Source organism: Streptomyces sp. NPDC086549 (assembly GCF_044746205.1).
GTDB lineage: Bacteria > Actinomycetota > Actinomycetes > Streptomycetales > Streptomycetaceae > Streptomyces.
In genome coordinates this window covers 1-15470 of the sequence record NZ_JBIVBS010000012.1, presented here as the reverse complement: position 1 = coordinate 15470, position 15470 = coordinate 1, and the positions used below count along the sequence as shown (strand labels likewise).

Below are 15470 nucleotides of genomic sequence, written 5' to 3'. Positions count from 1 at the left end.
GAGATATGCGGGTTAACGTGCCCGCATGCAGATGAACACTCCGCCACGGAGCACGATTCGACTGACGCGCCGGGGCAAGCTCGTCCTCGTCGTGACCTGCGCCGTCGTGGCCGGCACCGCCGTGGCGGTGCCGCTGCTGAACCTGACCAGCGGCGGCGACACCAAGCCCAGGACCCTGGTGATCCCGGAGGGCTGGCGCGCGAGCCAGGTCTACGACGCCGTGGACAAGGTCCTCGCCCTGCCCGCGGGCAGCACCCTGAAGTCCCTCGGCAAGGCCGGTCTCAAGCTGCCGAGCGACGCCGAGGGCAACCCGGAGGGCTACCTCTTCCCGGCGACGTATCCGGTCCGGGACAAGGCGACCCCGCAGTCGCTGCTGCAGTACATGGTCGACACGGCGAACCAGCGGTTCAACGGGGCGCCGCTCGCGGCCGGTGCGCAACGCAACGCGATGAACGTCTACCAGGCGGTCACCATCGCGAGCATCGTCCAGGCCGAGGCGGCCTCGAAGGACGACATGGGGAAGGTGGCCCGGGTCATCTTCAACCGGCTGGCGCGCGGCATGCCGCTGCAGATGGACTCCACCATCAACTACGCGCTGAACCGGAACACGCTCACGACGAGCACGGACGACACCCGTGTCGAGAGCCCCTACAACTCCTACCAGCGCATGGGCCTGCCGCCCACGCCGATCGACAACCCCGGCGAGCAGGCTATGCGCGCCACGATCAACCCGCCGCCGGGGGACTGGCTGTACTTCGTCACGGTCAAGCCGGGCGACACCCGCTTCACCGCCGACTACGCGGAGCACGAGCGCAACGTGGCCGAGTTCAACGAGCAGCAGCGGACCAGGGCCTCGCAGCAGAACCAGAGCCCGCAGCAGAGCCAGAGCCCGCAGCAGAGCGGGACTTCGCAGCAGAGCGGGAGTTCCCAGGGGGAACCGAGTCCGGCGCAGGAGCCCTGGACCCCGCGGTCCTCGACGTGACCCGACGGAAGGCCAGGCGCACGACCCGACGGGACATCACGCGGCGACCGGCTCCGTGGCCAGTAGTCGCCTGATGTCCCGTACGGCCGCGCGCCCCGCCCGGTTGGCGCCGATGGTGCTCGCCGAGGGGCCGTAGCCGACGAGGTGGATCCGCGGATCGGCGACCGCGCGGGTCTCCTCGACCCGGATCCCGCCGCCCGGCTCGCGCAGCCGCAGCGGGGCCAGATGATCGAGGGCGGCCCGGAATCCGGTCGCCCACAGGATCACGTCGGCCGCGACATGTCGCTGGTCCCGCCACTCCACCCCGTCCGGAGTCACCCGGTCGAACATCGGCAGCCGGTCCAGGACCCCGTCCCGGAGCCCCTGCCGAATCGCGTCGTTGAGCGGCAGCCCCGTGACCGAGACCACACTCCTGGGCGGGAGGCCCTGCCGCACCCGCTCCTCCACGAGCGCGACCGCGGCCCGCCCCACGTTCTCGTCGAACGGCCCCTCGCGGAAGACCGGCGGCCGCCGGGTGACCCAGGTGGTGGCGGCCGCGTACGGGGCGATCTCCAGGAGGTGCTGGGTACCGGACGCGCCCCCGCCGACGACGACCACCCGCAGTCCGGCGAACTCCTCGGGCCCCGCGTACTGTGCGGTGTGCAACTGCCGCCCGCGGAACGTCTCCTGGCCGGGACAGCGCGGCCAGAACGGCCGGTCCCAGGTGCCGGTGGCGTTGATCAGCGCCCGCGTCGACCACGTCCCGTCCGAGGTCTCCACGAGCAGCCGCCCGTCCCCTCCCTCGCGCACGGCCGTGACGTCGACGGGGCGCCGTACCCGCAGGTCGAAGGTGCGCTCGTACGTGTCGAAGTACTCGGCGATGACCTCGGCCGACGGCCGCGCCGGATCGGCGTCCGTCAGCTCCATGCCCGGCAGCGAGTGCATACCGTGGACCTTGCCGTACGTCAGCGACGACCAGCGGAACTGCCAGGCACCGCCGGGGCCCGGGGAGTGGTCGAGCACCACGAAGTCGCGGTCCGGCTCGAAACCGGTGCGCCGCAGGTGATAGGCGCTGGACAGACCGGCCTGCCCAGCGCCTATGACGACTACCTCGACCTCGCGCGTGTTGTTCACGTTTCTACGAACAGCGGGGTGATCGTGGAACTTCCCGAAGCAACATGCGGCCGAAAGCAGCCAGGAGGCGAGGCCAACAAATCCGGGCGGCTGGGTCAGGATGGTGGCATGTCAGATGCCTTCACCACACGCGTGCTCAACGTCGCCACCGGTTCCCAGGAAAGGATCGTCGACCTCACCGGCGACTGCGCGGCCTTCCTGCGCGAGACGGCGGGCGGTCGCGACGGTCTGCTGAACATCTTCGTCCCGCACGCGACCGCCGGCATCGCCGTCATCGAGACGGGTGCCGGAAGCGACGACGACCTCCTGGCCGCCCTGCACACCCTTCTCCCCGCCGACGACCGCTGGCAGCACCGCCACGGCAGCCCCGGTCACGGCCGCGACCATGTCCTTCCGGCGATCGTCCCCCCGCACGCGACCCTGCCGGTGCTGGGCGGGCGCCTGGAACTGGGGACCTGGCAGTCGGTTTGCCTGGTGGACACCAACAAGGACAATGTCAACCGTCAGGTTCGACTGAGCTTCCTGGGCTGAGCACGATCGTCCAGTTCGGGCTCACCGGTCCTACGAATGCCGACGTGGGCCCGCGCTCGAACGGCAGGACGAGCTACCGGCCTTCAGCCGGGGCGAAGAGCGGAGGAACGCGGGCCTCGATGAGGTGGGGGCCGGGTTCGGTGAGGGCCTTGGCGAGCTGGGCGGCGAAGTCCTCGGCGGTGGCGGCGCGGGAGGCGGGCACCCCCATGCCCCGGGCGAGTCCGGTGAAGTCGAGGTCAGGCCGGGACAGGTCCAGCAGGTCCCGGCGGGCTTGCCGGTTACCCGGACCGGCCGGGGCCGCGATCAGGCGTTCGTACTCCATCTCCAGGACGGAGTACGACTGGTTGGCGTAGACGACGGTGGTGACGTCCAAGCCCTCGCGGGCCATCGTCCACAGCGCCTGGAGGGTGTACATGGAGCTGCCGTCGGCCTCCAGGCACACCACCGGCCGGCCGGGGCAGGCGATCGCGGCGCCGACGGCCAGCGGCAGGCCCTGGCCGATGGCGCCGCCGGTGAGGGTCAGCCAGTCGTGGGGCGGTGCCCCGGCGGTGGCCGTGGGCAGCCACAGGCCCGAGGTGTTGGCCTCGTCCACCACGATCGCCCCCTCCGGCAGCAGCGCCCCCACGGCTGCGGCCACCGTCTCACCGGTCAGCTCGCCCGCAGGCAGCTCCGGCCGGGCCCGGGCCGCCGTGGTCGCAGTCGCGCGCGGCAGCAGCGCGGCCAGCTGGGCGAGGGCGTCCGCGGCGTCGTCGCCCGGGGCGGCCAGGGAGTGGACGTGACAGTCGCGGGGGGCGAGGAGACCGGGTGTCTCCGGGTATGCGAAGAAGGACACCGGGGACCGGGCGCCGACCAGGACCAGATGCCGTAGGCCGCGGAGCTGGGCGCTTGCGCTCTCGGGCAGGTAACCGAGCCGCTCGACGGCGGGCAGGCCCGCGCCGCGTTCCAGGTCCGGGATCCCGGCCTCGCCGGCGATCCTGAGCACGTCCGCCACCTCGGCGGTCGCGGCGGGCCGGACCAGGTATGCGGGTGTCTGCCGTACGGCGGTCAGTGACTCGTCACCGGCGTACTCAGGGGGGATCTCCGTCCCGGCCAGAACGTTTCGTGCCCCTACGGCGTCGGCCAGCAGCGCCTCGGTGTCCGCCATCGCATCTCCTTCCTCTCTCCCTCCTCGGCCCGTGTCCGCCTCCGATCCTGGCCGTGTACCCACCCCGGGGGAGGGGGTCGTCCGGCCCTCGCCCCGGGGCCATGTGGACCGGCGTGTGTTCCGAACAGGTCCTCAAAGAGCGGCACAGGTGCGGGTTCTGCCCGTTAGGCCGTGCGCTGTCCTGCATCGGCCCGGCAGGAATTCCCGGCGGGCGGCTGTCTGCCGATGGCGGGGTGTGGCAGGATGCCGGCGACGGATGCGGAGGAACTCCGGTGCGGGCCCGAGGGCCCAACTCCGGGGCGGGCCCGCCACTGTGACCGGGGAGCCGCCTCCCGCTCATGGCCACTGGCAGCCGGTGCGAGCCGGCCGCTGGGAAGGCCGGGAGCCGGCGCCGGTGCCCGCGCCGTACAGCTCGGGTACCGAGATCCGGGAGCCAGGATATTCCGGCCGTCCCGCAGCCAGGCACTGTCCGCCTAGGCGCGGCTCGTTCACGGCGGCGTGGAGAACCGCCGACAGCGGAAGGACTTCCTTCATGGTGCCCTCGTCCGGCTCCGATCCCAACCGCCGGCCTGCTGCCGATCCCACGCGTCGGCCTGCGGCCGACCCCGCCGCCGGCCTGCGGCTGGAGCGCACCCTGGCCGCGATCACCGCCGCGGACCCCGGCGCCCTCACCGCGGCCCGTGACCGCCAGGACCACCTGACCAAGCCGCCCGGCTCGCTGGGCCTGTTGGAGGAGGTGTCGGTCCAGCTCGCGGGTCTGGCGGGAAGCTGTCCGCCGCCGATGCCGGAGCCGGCTGCGGTGGCCGTCTTCGCCGCGGATCACGGTGTCCACGCCCAGGGCGTCAGCGTCTGGCCGCAGGAGGTGACGGCCCAGATGGTCGCCAACTTCCTGGCCTCCGGCGCCGCCGTGAACGCCCTGGCCGCTCAGACCGGAGCCAGGGTGGTCGTGGTGGACGTGGGCGTCGCAACTCCGGTGCCGGACTCGGATGCGGCCCCGGACAGACTGCTGCGACGCCGGGTCCGGGCGGGCACCGCGGACATGACCCGTGCCCCGGCGATGACCCGCCAGGAGGCCATCCACGCCATCGAGGTCGGCATCGGTGTCGCCGCGGACCTCGTCGACGACGGCTGCCGCTGCCTGCTCACCGGCGACATGGGCATCGCCAACACCACCGCGTCCGCGGCACTGATCGCCGCGTTCACCGGCGCGGACCCGGACGACGTCACCGGTCACGGAGCGGGAATCGACGACACGACCCGGCAGCACAAGGCGGGCGTGGTGGGCAAGGCTCTCGACCTGCACCGGCCGGACCCGCACGACCCGGTCGGCGTGGTCGCGGCGGTCGGCGGCCTGGAACACGCCGCGATCGCCGGGTTCGTGCTGGGCGCCGCAGCCCGCAGGGTCCCGGTGATCCTGGACGGGGTGATCGCCTCGTCGGCGGCCCTGGTCGCGGCGGCGCTGTCACCGGATGCCTTGGCCGCCTGTCTGGCCGGACATCGGTCGGTCGAGCCCGGGCACAGCATCGCCCTGCGTCATCTCGGACTGCATCCCCTGGTCGACCTGGGGTTGCGGCTCGGTGAGGGCACCGGCGCCCTGCTGGCCCTGCCGCTGGTACAGGCGGCCGTCCGTGCCCTGCGCGACATGGCTACGTTCGACTCCGCCGGGGTCTCGGGCGAGAACGGCTGAACCGGCCCGCCGGACTCGGGCGCCGCAGGGGGCACCGGTCCGGCCGGCCTGTTGCTGCCGGGTGGTGTGGACAAACCGATCGGCGTCCTCACCACCCGGCTCGGGCCGCTCACCAAGATCGCCGACGAGGTGCTGTGCATGGCCCTGTCGCACCGAAGAGATCCACGAGGCGCTCGACGAGGTCTGCCGTCGGCGCCGGTATCGCCCCCGGTCATGGCGCCCAATTTGGTTACGGTAGCGTAAGTTACGGCACCGTAAGTACGGGCCCCGGACCCGGCGACCATCCCTGCGAGGACCCATGAGCACACCCCGGACGAGGACCGACCTGCCCTGGCTGATCCAAGGTGGAATGGGGGTGGGGGTGTCCGGCTGGCGCCTGGCTCGTGCCGTCGCGCGTACCGGGCAGTTGGGCGTCGTCTCCGGTACCGCCCTGGACACCCTGCTGATCCGGATGCTGCAGGGCGGGGACCCCGGCGGCCACCTGAGGCGAGCCCTGGCCGCCTTTCCCGTACCGGAACTCGCCGATTCCATACAGGAGCGCTACTTCGTCGAAGGAGGGATCGGCGCCGGCGAGCGGTACGCGGCCACACCCCGGCTGACGGCCGACGAGACGTGTCCGGCCCGAGGGCTGACGGTCGTCGCCAACTTCTGCGAGGTGTGGCTCGCCAAGGAAGGCCACGATGGACCCGTCGGCGTCAACTACCTGGAGAAAGTCCAACTCGCCACGGTTCCCGCCATGTTCGGCGCGATCCTGGCCGGCGTGGACTATGTGCTGGTCGGTGCCGGTATTCCCGCCCAGATCCCGGGCATCGCGACCCGGCTCGCCCAACTGCGCCCCGTCACCGCGCGATTGGACGTCGACGGTGACGACAAGCCCGTGGAGCTGAGCTTCGATCCGGCCTCGGTGCTGTGCGGTGCGCAGCCGGGGCCCCTGCGCCGTCCCGACGTCCTGGCCATCGTCTCGCTGCCGGCCCTGGCTTCGTATCTGAGCCGTTCCGAGCAGACCACGCCGGACGGCTTCGTCGTCGAAGGGCACCGCGCCGGCGGGCACAGCGCGCCGCCACGCGGACCGATGCGCCTGGACGAGCAGGGCGATCCCGTCTACGGCCCCCGGGACACCCCGGATCTCGCGAAGATGGCCGCCCTCGGCCTGCCTTTCTGGATCGCCGGCGGCCAGTGCGGACCGGAACATCTCCGCCGGGCACGGGCATTGGGTGCGGCGGGAGTCCAGCTCGGCAGTGTCTTCGCGCTCTGCGAGGAGTCCGGCCTTGAACCGCGGTTGCGGCGGGAGCTGGTCGAGCGTGAGCTTCACTCGGAACTGACCGTGCACAACGACCCTGCGGCCTCTCCGACCACGTTTCCGTTCAAGGTCGCCGACCTGCCGGGCACGTTGGCCGACCCCGGTGTGAGAGAGGCCCGCCGCCGGGTCTGCGACCTCGGCTATCTGCGCACTCCCTACCGCACGGAGCGAGGCGCCGTCGACTATCGCTGCCCGGCGGAGCCGGCCGCGTCGTACGTCCGCAAGGGCGGTGCCGCCGAGCAGACGGAAGGCCGGCAGTGCCTGTGCAACGGGCTGCTGGCTGCGGTCGGACTCGGCCAGCGCCGTCCGCGTGGCGTGGTCGAACCTCCGATCGTCACCATCGGCCAGGACCTCGGCTTCCTGCGGCGGATGACCCCCGAAGGCCGGCCGTACAGCGCGGAGTCGGTGGTGCGATGGCTGTCCGCGGGCCTGGTGGAAGCGTCCGTGTGAGCGGTGCCCCGGGAGTGTGGCCGGTCCCCGGTCCCCGGTCCGCAGCCGCTGACCGGGGACCGCGCTGGACCGGCGGAGGCCGTCCGGTCTCGCTGCAGATGCACTCGGTCATGACTTCGGTGACAGTCGGCTGATCGGTGGCCCGCCGCCGAGCGCGGTGTGGCCGACGGATTCGAACAGTTCGGCACCCAGCATTCCGGGCCCGTCCATCGCGGCAACAAACCGGGATAATCGAGGCGACGGATGCCGTTGACTTTCTTCGGGTAACGAACGATTCGTGGGGGCCGGGCCGAGGCCCAGCGTCATGGGTGAAAGTAGTGCGGATCTGCGTACCGTGCTAAACTTAGTGACAGTTGCAGTTGTGGTTCCCGAAACTTCAAGTGCCTCGGCGATCGTATATCGTCGGGCATTTTTGTATCTCCGGTGCTTATCCGGACGGGGTTCATTGTGGCAACGCAGGGGTTCACACGGTGTGGGCCCGCGGGCACTGCCCCAAGGGGATATGAAATGGCTACTGGCACCGTCAAGTGGTTCAACGCGGAAAAGGGCTTCGGCTTCATCGAGCAGGACGGTGGCGGCCCGGACGTCTTCGCCCACTACTCGAACATCGCCACCCAGGGCTACCGTGAGCTCCAGGAAGGCCAGAAGGTGAACTTCGACATCACGCAGGGCCAGAAGGGCCCGCAGGCGGAGAACATCACTCCCGCCTGACGTCGAAGCGTATGAGATATCTGGGGCCCCGCCTTATGGTGGGGTCCCAGATATTTGTTTTTGCATTCCGGTGGAATTTTATTAGTCTCACATCCGGCCCGTTCTTGCAATTCATCCGGCTCGTTGCTGTCGGGAATTCCTCGATGCGTGCCCTGTCGAGGAAGGTTCTCCATGAGCCGTTCAGCTCGCACGAATGACCGTTTCCGCCCACAGGGTCAGGGGCGCCCCGGCACCCGTCCGGGCGACACCGGGCGACGTCCCTCCGCACCACAGGGAGAGTTCGCGCTGCCGGTCACCGTCACCCCGGCCCTGCCCGCGGTCGCGAGCTTCGGTGAACTGGACATGCCAGCCGAACTGCTGAAGTTGCTCACCAGTCTCGGCCTGAACGAGCCGTTCCCGATCCAGGCCGCCACGTTGCCGAACTCCCTCGCGGGGCGCGACGTCCTGGGCCGCGGGCGCACCGGATCGGGCAAGACGCTCGCCTTCGGCCTGGCGCTCCTCGTGCGCACGAGCGGGCAGCGTGCCGAGGCGCGGAAGCCGCTGGCCCTGATCCTCGTCCCCACGCGCGAGCTGGCCCAGCAGGTCACCGATGATCTCACCCCGTACGCCCGGTTGCTGAAGCTGCGGCTGGCCACTGTGGTCGGCGGCATGTCGATCGGCAGGCAGGCCGGCGCACTGCGTGCCGGGGCCGAGGTGGTCGTCGCGACTCCTGGCCGCCTCGCGGATCTCATCGAGCGCAAGGACTGCCGCCTGGACCGGGTGAACATCACCGTCCTGGACGAGGCCGACCAGATGGCGGACATGGGTTTCCTGCCGCAGGTCACCGAACTGCTGGACCAGGTACGTCCCGACGGCCAGCGCATGCTGTTCTCGGCCACGCTGGACCGCAACATCGATCTCCTGGTCCGTCGTTACCTCCATGACCCGGTCGTCCATTCGGTCGACCCGTCGGCGGGCGCGGTCACCGCGATGGAGCATCACGTGCTGCATGTGCACGGCGCCGACAAGTACGCCACCGCCACCGAAATCGCTGCCCGCGACGGGCGCGTGATCATGTTCCTGGACACCAAGCACGCTGTCGACCAGTTCACCAAGCACCTGCTGAGCAGTGGCGTAAAGGCCGCGGCGCTGCACGGGGGCAAGTCACAGCCCCAGCGCACCCGCACCCTGGCACAGTTCAAGACCGGCGATGTCACGGCGCTGGTGGCCACCAACGTCGCGGCTCGGGGTATTCACGTCGACGACCTCGATCTCGTCGTCAACGTCGACCCGCCGGGCGACCACAAGGACTATCTGCACCGCGGTGGCCGAACGGCCCGCGCCGGTGAGTCCGGCAGTGTCGTCACGCTGGTCCTGCCCGGCCAGCGCCGGGACATGGCCCGTCTCATGTCCGACGCGGGCATCAGGCCGCAGATCACGCAGGTCCGCTCCGGCGAGGCCGAGCTGAGCCGCATCACCGGCGCCCAGGCTCCCTCCGGTGTCCCCGTCGCCGGCAGCGGGCCGGTCGCGGAGCGGCCGAAGCGCGGCGGTGCACCTTTCCGAGGTCTCGGCACCCGCCCGGGGCGGGCCGGCGGCGGCGAGTCCCGCCGGTCCGCTGAGGCCCGCCAGATCGCCGAGGCCCGCAAGGCCGCCCGGGTCCGTCGTGGCGCATAGGCCGGCAACGGTCCCCTCGTACGCTGTGTGCGCGACTCAGGCCGGCTTGCGCCACACGGAGATGTGCTTCGCGGAGTCCTGGGTGAACGGCGCCCCGTCCCAGTTCGCGACGCGTCGTTCCAGCTCGAGCCCCGCGATCCGTGCCATCAGGTCGAGCTCCGCCGGCCATGCGTACCGGTGGCGGGAGTTGCCGCGGCGGTAGCGGCCGTCGTCGCCGTCGCGGGTGAAGTGGTGCGAGACGAGAATCTGCTCGACCAGGTCGAAGGTGTCGAAGCCGAGATGCCGTTCGGAGACCTCGAACGGCACCGCGACCTGCCCGGGCGGCAGGAACCGCAGCGGTGGTACGCCCAGCTCGATGACGAATCGGCCGCCGGGCGCCAGGTGACGTGCGGCGTTTCGGAAGCACTCGACCTGCTCGTCCTGCGTGAGCAGGTTCGTGATGGTGTTGTACACGAGATAGACCAGGGTGAACTCGCCGGGGACGGCAGTCGTGGCCATGTCCCCGATGGCGACCGGGAGCGAGGCCTCGTCGATCTTGCGCCGCAGGACCGCCGCCATGTGCTCGGACAGTTCGATGCCCACCACCGGCACGCCGCGTTCCCGGAGCGGGACGCCCACGCGTCCGGTTCCGATGGCGAGCTCCAGTGCCCGTCCGTCTCCGGCGAGTTCGGCAAGGAAGGCGAGAGTCGGTCCGAGAACGGAGGCCGAGGACATCTCGGTCTCCTCGGCGTCGTAGCGGTCGGCGGTCGCACGGGTCCATAGCTCGCTGCTCGTCACGGGCGGCCACTTTGCCGGGCCCGGCGGGGCGCTGTCGACGCATTTACCGCAGCTGGTCGTCACGCTGCTGGTTGCCGGTCTGGATGCTCTTCGCCTGGATCGTGAGCCGGGCGCTGGACTTCGACGGGTCTTCGCCGTCGATGTGCGCACCGCCCTCGTACTGCTCGGACCGTCCGCGCACTCTGGTGCCCATCGTGTGCCGGGCGACGAAGCCGATCCGCGTACCGGAGGGGTCGAGGACGTGGTCGCCGGTCAGCTCGCTGAGTGTGGTCATGATTGACATGCCGGGCCGCTCCTGGTGGGAACGGGGTGGTTGATCGGCTGGTTGATCCTTCAGTTCCGAGCAGTTCCGAGACGGTCACGGTTCGCGGACAGATCCGGGCACTGTGCGGGGCGCCGAGCCGGCCAGCGGGGTGGTGTCGAGGTACCTGACCTCGTAGACGCGTTCGGTGAACTTCCAGCCGCTCGGGGTACGCCGGTAGCGGTCGTGGTACAGGGAGTGGTTCAGGTGCGAAGAGCCGTCGCGCATGCGCCCGAACTCCGTGACATGGGCACGGCCGGCCGCGGTGTCGCCCTCGATCCGGATCGTGCCCGGGTGCACGGTCTGCACGAAGTACTCCCAGTGGTCCTGCAGCCGCTCGATCGCGGCGCGGATCTCGCCCCTGCCGACGAACTCAGCGGGGATGTGGGGCATCCGCCACGCGCCGTCGTGGGTGAACAGCGACGCGAAGCGGTCGTGGTCGTGCATCATCCCCGCGTCGGTGAACTCGCCGCGCAGCGCCTCGATCTCGACGCGATCCGCGATGGCCTGAATGTCGGTCATGGTGTCGACTTGTCTTCCTGTTCGATGGCCGGCGTTGGTCTCAGCGGTCCGACGAGACGACCGCGCGGAATGTCAGGTCGAGGTGCCGCCTCACATTCCCAGGGGGTGGCTCGTCGTACTGGTGTGAGCCAGATGCGATCAAGGAAAGCCGGTAACTCCATGAACACTTCGTCCGAGCCGGGACTGGGCCGGCCCGATCCGGCCCTGAGCGCGATCATGAGCGAGCGGCGTCAGCTGATCGGCGTGGCGTACCGGCTCCTCGGCTCGCTGGCCGATGCGGAGGACGTCGTACAGGAGACCTACGCGCGCTGGTACGCGATGTCCCGGCAGGAGCAGGAGGCCGTCAACCATCCCGGCGCCTGGCTGACGAAGGTCGCCGGTCGTATCTGTCTCGACCTGCTCCGCTCTGCACGGGCACGGCGCGAGCGCTACACGGGCGAATGGATCCCCGAACCGCTGCCCGGACGTCCGGAGTGGATCGATGTGCGGCCGGGCGACACCACCGCCGACCCGGCCGACCGGGTCACCCTGGACGAGTCGGTCCACATGGCCTTTCTCGTCGTCCTCGACTCGATGACCCCGGCTGAGCGCGTCGCCTTCATCCTGCACGACGTCTTCCGCTACTCCTTCGCCGAAGTGTCCGAGATCGTCGGCCGCACTCCGGCGGCATGCCGCCAGCTGGCTTCCTCGGCCCGCCGACGCCTCCACGCGTCGCAGGCCCCCGCTGCTCCCGCAGCTCAACGTGCCGCCGTCGTCAGGCACTTCAAACGGGCCTGGGAAGCCAAGGACATCGACGCCCTCGTCGGCCTGCTCGCCTCCGACGCCACGGCGACCGGCGACGGCGGCGGCCTCGTCAGCGCCGCGCCGCGCCCCGTCGAAGGCGACGAGCACATCGCGCGCTACCTGGTCGATCTCGCCGGCAAGGTACCCGACCTGACGATCCAGGAGCGCACGGTCAATGCCCAGCCCGGTCTGATCGCCCAGCAAGCGGGAGTCACCGTCGCGGTGTTCGCGTTCGACATCGCAGGCGACCGGATCACGCGCATCTGGGCGGTCCGGAACCCGGAGAAGCTCCGGCCCTGGACGACCCGAACGGCGTAGCCGTCGATCCGGGCCGACGTGGAGCGCCACCCGCTCCCGCGTCCCGGGCCGGCACGGGATTCAGCTCCGTGGTCGGCGGGTGTGCTCCCGGCGGTGGCACGGAACCGATGCCGCCGGGCGGCTCGCCGGGAGGGCGCGGAACTACCTCGGCGTAACATGCCGATGTGGGAATTCGACGGGATGCCGACGGTGGGCAGCGCCGTCCGCGCTTGGGGCACACCGGGTTTCTCGACTGCGTGCCGTTGTTCTGGGGTCTGGCCCGGACAACGGCGCTCCTGGACGTCGAGTTGGTGGCCGACACCCCGGACCATCTCGCTCAACGACTGCTCGCGGGCGATCTCGATATCGCCGCGGTGCCTGCCGTCACCTATCTGCGGCACAGCGAATCGCTGCTCGCGTTGCCCGGTATCGCGGCCGGAAGCGACGGTCCGATGATGTCGTCCGTGCTGGTCAGCAGCGTGGGGTTGGACGAACTGCACGGCGGCGCCGTTGCGTTGGCCCCGGCCGGCCCGACGTCCCGTCGGCTGGCGCGGCTGCTGCTGGAGCAGCGGTACGGGGTCGTCGCGCGGTACGTCTCCGGCTCGTCCGACCCGGCGTCCGTGCTCCGCGGGGCGGACGCCGCGGTGCTGTTCGGGAATGCAGCGCTGGACGCCGCGGTGTACCGGGAACGGACGTCCGCCGGGCCGCGGGTCTACGACCTCGCCGGGCTGTGGCGCGACTGGACCGGTCTGCCGTTCGTCTTCGCGGTCTGGGCGGTACGCCGCGAGTTCGCCGGATGCCGACCGGACGCCGTGGCGGCCGCGCACCGCGGTCTCCTCGCCGCCCGCGACCTCGCCCGGGCCGAGAACTCCGAGCTCGCCGTGCGCACGGCCCGCTGGGAGCCGTTCGACGCGACGACACTGGAACGGTATTTCGGCCGCGCTCTGGACTACTCGTTCGGGCCGCGCCAGGTGGCAGGACTCGCGGAATTCGCCCGCCGCACGGAACACGGCGCACCGGCTCTGGCGTCGGGGGAGTGGTTCCCGGGGTGACGAGGACTCGGTGAGGTGAAGGCGCGCCGGGCGAGGCGCCGTGGTCCGCAGGGCGAGTCCGCGTCGTTCGAGGGGGCTCACCGCGGCTCCGGTCAGGAGACGGCCCGCGACCGGCTGTCGAAACCATCGCGAGCGCGGGAGCTAAGCCGCCTTGGACCGCGCCGCACGCGTGCCCGGCTGGGGCCCCTGTACCTCCTCGGGCAGGAAGGTTTCGTCTTCCCCGAAGTCCGGGGCTTGGAAGGGGTTGGTCGTCGGAGGCGGCACTGCCGCAGCGGAACAGCGGGTTTGCCCTTCCAGGGCGGAGAACAGCGACGTCGGATCGATGAGAGGGCTCTCTTTCGTTACAGGCCCCCGAGGGGGCCTGGTGGTGCCGTGACCGGGTACAGCGGTCCTACAACTTGGTCATCTTGGCGTACGGGCTCAAGATCCGCATTTGCGCCGATCCGAAATCCACGAGCGCCGCGATTCCGTCCTCGATGCCGATCACCCGGCCGAGGCCGTACACGTCGTGTGTGACCTGGTCGCCCACGACGAAGTGCTTGGGGGCAGGCGTGACCGGGGCCTTGAAGGGGCTGGTGGGCAAGTGACGCTTGGGTGCAGCAGGCTTTGTCATTGCCCCCATTATGCGCCTACGAACTGCGGTGGTGGTCGACTCTCAGGGGCGGGAGTAGTTGAACGTTGGACTCCACCTCGGCATGCGCCGAGCCTGCCGACCGGTCGGTAGACGGAAAGGGTCGGGCGGTTCGGCCTCGTGGGCGACCGAATCGCTCGTATCCTTGATGGTGTCTACGGCGTCACATAGCGGGCGCCAAACACTGGAGGCAATACCTCGTGCTGATCGCTCAGCGTCCGTCACTGACCGAAGAGGTCGTCGACGAGTTCCGCTCCCGGTTCGTGATCGAGCCGCTGGAGCCGGGCTTCGGCTACACCCTCGGCAACTCCCTTCGCCGCACCCTCCTGTCGTCGATCCCCGGCGCTGCTGTCACCAGCATCCGTGTCGACGGTGTCCTGCATGAGTTCACCACCGTGCCGGGCGTCAAGGAGGATGTCACCGACCTGATCCTCAACATCAAGCAGCTGGTCGTCTCCTCGGAGCACGACGAGCCGGTCGTGATGTACCTGCGCAAGCAGGGTCCGGGTCTGGTCACCGCCGCCGACATCGCGCCCCCGGCCGGTGTCGAGGTGCACAACCCCGACCTGGTCCTCGCCACGCTCAACGGCAAGGGCAAGCTGGAGATGGAGCTGACCGTCGAGCGCGGTCGCGGCTACGTCTCCGCCGTGCAGAACAAGCAGGTGGGCCAGGAGATCGGCCGTATCCCGGTCGACTCCATCTACTCGCCGGTGCTGAAGGTCACGTACAAGGTCGAGGCCACGCGTGTCGAGCAGCGGACCGACTTCGACAAGCTGATCGTCGACGTCGAGACGAAGCAGGCCATGCGTCCGCGTGACGCCATGGCGTCGGCCGGCAAGACCCTGGTCGAGCTGTTCGGTCTCGCCCGCGAGCTGAACATCGACGCCGAGGGCATCGACATGGGCCCGTCCCCCACGGACGCCGCCCTGGCCGCCGACCTCGCGCTGCCGATCGAGGAGCTGGAGCTCACGGTCCGCTCCTACAACTGCCTCAAGCGTGAGGGCGTGCACTCGGTGGGTGAGCTCCTGGCGCGCTCCGAGGCCGACCTCCTCGACATCCGCAACTTCGGTGCGAAGTCGATCGACGAGGTCAAGGCGAAGCTGGCCGGCCTGGGCCTGGCGCTCAAGGACAGCCCGCCCGGATTCGACCCCACCGCCGCTGCCTTCGACGCGGACGACAACGGGGGCACGGGTTTCATGGAGACCGAGCAGTACTGAACGCCGCGCCAGGTGATGTCACTCGTTGATGTCAGCTACTCAGGGGCCTGATCCACTCGCTGGATCAGGCCCCTGACCTGTTACTGCACTGTCGGGATGGCGGAATTCGAACACGCGACCGTACGGCCGGGCTTCCTCGGCCGACGCGGATGGGTCAGGCCGACGCCGGTCCGGTGTCGTCGATGGCCTCCGGCAGTGCTTGTTCGGCCCAGATGACTTTGCCGTGGGGGGTGTAGCGGGTGCCCCAGCGTTCGGCCATCTGGGAGACGAGGAAGAGGCCGCGGCCGCCTTCGTCGGTGGTGGCGGCGTAGCGCAGGTG

General features: G+C 70.3%; 16 protein-coding genes and 1 riboswitch. Of the genes, 9 read left to right on the top strand and 7 right to left on the bottom strand.

All coding sequences use genetic code 11. The features are described 5' to 3' along the window. Positions 1-25: 25 nt before the first annotated feature. Positions 26-982 carry an endolytic transglycosylase MltG gene (gene mltG / locus ACIPSA_RS31815; protein ID WP_402640585.1) on the top strand — a complete coding sequence of 319 codons (957 nt, stop codon included), beginning with the start codon at positions 26-28 and terminating at the stop codon, positions 980-982. Between the two features lie 36 nt (positions 983-1018). Here the strand turns inward: mltG and ACIPSA_RS31810 are convergent, their stop codons facing one another. Next, a complete protein-coding gene (locus ACIPSA_RS31810) occupies positions 1019-2095 on the bottom strand; it encodes an NAD(P)-binding domain-containing protein (RefSeq protein WP_402640584.1) in 1077 nt (358 codons plus the stop codon). Between the two features lie 108 nt (positions 2096-2203). Here ACIPSA_RS31810 and ACIPSA_RS31805 point away from each other — a divergent pair, with 108 nt between their 5' ends. Continuing rightward, entirely contained in the window at positions 2204-2626 is a 423-nt protein-coding gene (locus tag ACIPSA_RS31805; RefSeq protein WP_402640581.1) for a YjbQ family protein, read from the top strand. Positions 2627-2699: 73 nt separating this feature from the next. On the opposite strand, the gene ACIPSA_RS31800 is transcribed toward ACIPSA_RS31805, so the two are convergent. Beyond that, positions 2700-3770, bottom strand: coding sequence for an acetolactate synthase large subunit (locus ACIPSA_RS31800; protein WP_402640579.1), 1071 nt, complete (start codon positions 3768-3770; stop codon positions 2700-2702). Positions 3771-4031: 261 nt separating this feature from the next. Then, positions 4032-4214: riboswitch (cobalamin riboswitch) on the top strand. An 88-nt stretch (positions 4215-4302) separates the two neighbouring features. Here ACIPSA_RS31800 and cobT point away from each other — a divergent pair. From cobT to ACIPSA_RS31780, 4 genes are all read left to right on the top strand, one after another. Then, complete coding sequence (gene cobT / locus ACIPSA_RS31795; protein ID WP_402640577.1) at positions 4303-5457, top strand: nicotinate-nucleotide--dimethylbenzimidazole phosphoribosyltransferase; 1155 nt, start codon at positions 4303-4305, stop codon at positions 5455-5457. Positions 5458-5755: 298 nt separating this feature from the next. Then, positions 5756-7207, top strand: coding sequence for a nitronate monooxygenase (locus tag ACIPSA_RS31790; RefSeq protein WP_402640574.1), 1452 nt, complete (start codon positions 5756-5758; stop codon positions 7205-7207). A 507-nt stretch (positions 7208-7714) separates the two neighbouring features. Then, positions 7715-7918: a cold-shock protein gene (locus ACIPSA_RS31785; protein WP_311699250.1), complete on the top strand. Its 204-nt coding sequence runs from the start codon at positions 7715-7717 to the stop codon at positions 7916-7918. Between the two features lie 171 nt (positions 7919-8089). Continuing rightward, complete coding sequence (locus ACIPSA_RS31780; RefSeq protein WP_402640572.1) at positions 8090-9571, top strand: DEAD/DEAH box helicase; 1482 nt, start codon at positions 8090-8092, stop codon at positions 9569-9571. A 36-nt stretch (positions 9572-9607) separates the two neighbouring features. Here the strand turns inward: ACIPSA_RS31780 and ACIPSA_RS31775 are convergent, their stop codons facing one another. From ACIPSA_RS31775 to ACIPSA_RS31765, 3 genes are all read right to left on the bottom strand, one after another. After that, the gene (locus ACIPSA_RS31775) at positions 9608-10348 is read right to left on the bottom strand and encodes a class I SAM-dependent DNA methyltransferase (RefSeq protein ID WP_402640570.1); all 741 of its coding nucleotides are present in this window, start codon (positions 10346-10348) and stop codon (positions 9608-9610) included. Positions 10349-10391: 43 nt separating this feature from the next. Beyond that, complete coding sequence (locus ACIPSA_RS31770) at positions 10392-10622, bottom strand: YceI family protein (RefSeq protein WP_402640567.1); 231 nt, start codon at positions 10620-10622, stop codon at positions 10392-10394. An 84-nt stretch (positions 10623-10706) separates the two neighbouring features. Then, entirely contained in the window at positions 10707-11171 is a 465-nt protein-coding gene (locus ACIPSA_RS31765) for a YybH family protein (RefSeq protein ID WP_402640565.1), read from the bottom strand. Between the two features lie 159 nt (positions 11172-11330). Here ACIPSA_RS31765 and sigJ point away from each other — a divergent pair, with 159 nt between their 5' ends. After that, complete coding sequence (gene sigJ, locus ACIPSA_RS31760; protein WP_402640563.1) at positions 11331-12272, top strand: RNA polymerase sigma factor SigJ; 942 nt, start codon at positions 11331-11333, stop codon at positions 12270-12272. 164 nt (positions 12273-12436) lie between these two features. Then, positions 12437-13303, top strand: a complete 867-nt coding sequence (locus ACIPSA_RS31755) for a menaquinone biosynthetic enzyme MqnA/MqnD family protein (RefSeq protein ID WP_402640561.1) — start codon at positions 12437-12439, stop codon at positions 13301-13303. Between the two features lie 391 nt (positions 13304-13694). On the opposite strand, the gene ACIPSA_RS31750 is transcribed toward ACIPSA_RS31755, so the two are convergent. Next, the gene (locus ACIPSA_RS31750) at positions 13695-13916 is read right to left on the bottom strand and encodes a hypothetical protein (protein WP_402640560.1); all 222 of its coding nucleotides are present in this window, start codon (positions 13914-13916) and stop codon (positions 13695-13697) included. 218 nt (positions 13917-14134) lie between these two features. Here ACIPSA_RS31750 and ACIPSA_RS31745 point away from each other — a divergent pair, with 218 nt between their 5' ends. Next, the gene (locus ACIPSA_RS31745; RefSeq protein WP_402640557.1) at positions 14135-15151 is read left to right on the top strand and encodes a DNA-directed RNA polymerase subunit alpha; all 1017 of its coding nucleotides are present in this window, start codon (positions 14135-14137) and stop codon (positions 15149-15151) included. A gap of 154 nt (positions 15152-15305) precedes the next feature. On the opposite strand, the gene ACIPSA_RS31740 is transcribed toward ACIPSA_RS31745, so the two are convergent. After that, positions 15306-15470: ATP-binding protein (locus ACIPSA_RS31740; RefSeq protein WP_402641339.1), on the bottom strand; the 165-nt coding region annotated here is incomplete at its 5' end.

Coding starts and splice junctions, on each gene's coding strand:
- mltG (WP_402640585.1), top strand. CDS start 26: ATGCAGATGAACACTCCGCCACGGAGCACGATTCGACTGACGCGCCGG.
- ACIPSA_RS31805 (WP_402640581.1), top strand. CDS start 2,204: ATGTCAGATGCCTTCACCACACGCGTGCTCAACGTCGCCACCGGTTCC.
- ACIPSA_RS31800 (WP_402640579.1), bottom strand. CDS start 3,770: ATGGCGGACACCGAGGCGCTGCTGGCCGACGCCGTAGGGGCACGAAAC.
- cobT (WP_402640577.1), top strand. CDS start 4,303: ATGGTGCCCTCGTCCGGCTCCGATCCCAACCGCCGGCCTGCTGCCGAT.
- ACIPSA_RS31790 (WP_402640574.1), top strand. CDS start 5,756: ATGAGCACACCCCGGACGAGGACCGACCTGCCCTGGCTGATCCAAGGT.
- ACIPSA_RS31785 (WP_311699250.1), top strand. CDS start 7,715: ATGGCTACTGGCACCGTCAAGTGGTTCAACGCGGAAAAGGGCTTCGGC.
- ACIPSA_RS31780 (WP_402640572.1), top strand. CDS start 8,090: ATGAGCCGTTCAGCTCGCACGAATGACCGTTTCCGCCCACAGGGTCAG.
- ACIPSA_RS31770 (WP_402640567.1), bottom strand. CDS start 10,622: ATGACCACACTCAGCGAGCTGACCGGCGACCACGTCCTCGACCCCTCC.
- ACIPSA_RS31765 (WP_402640565.1), bottom strand. CDS start 11,171: ATGACCGACATTCAGGCCATCGCGGATCGCGTCGAGATCGAGGCGCTG.
- sigJ (WP_402640563.1), top strand. CDS start 11,331: ATGAACACTTCGTCCGAGCCGGGACTGGGCCGGCCCGATCCGGCCCTG.
- ACIPSA_RS31750 (WP_402640560.1), bottom strand. CDS start 13,916: ATGACAAAGCCTGCTGCACCCAAGCGTCACTTGCCCACCAGCCCCTTC.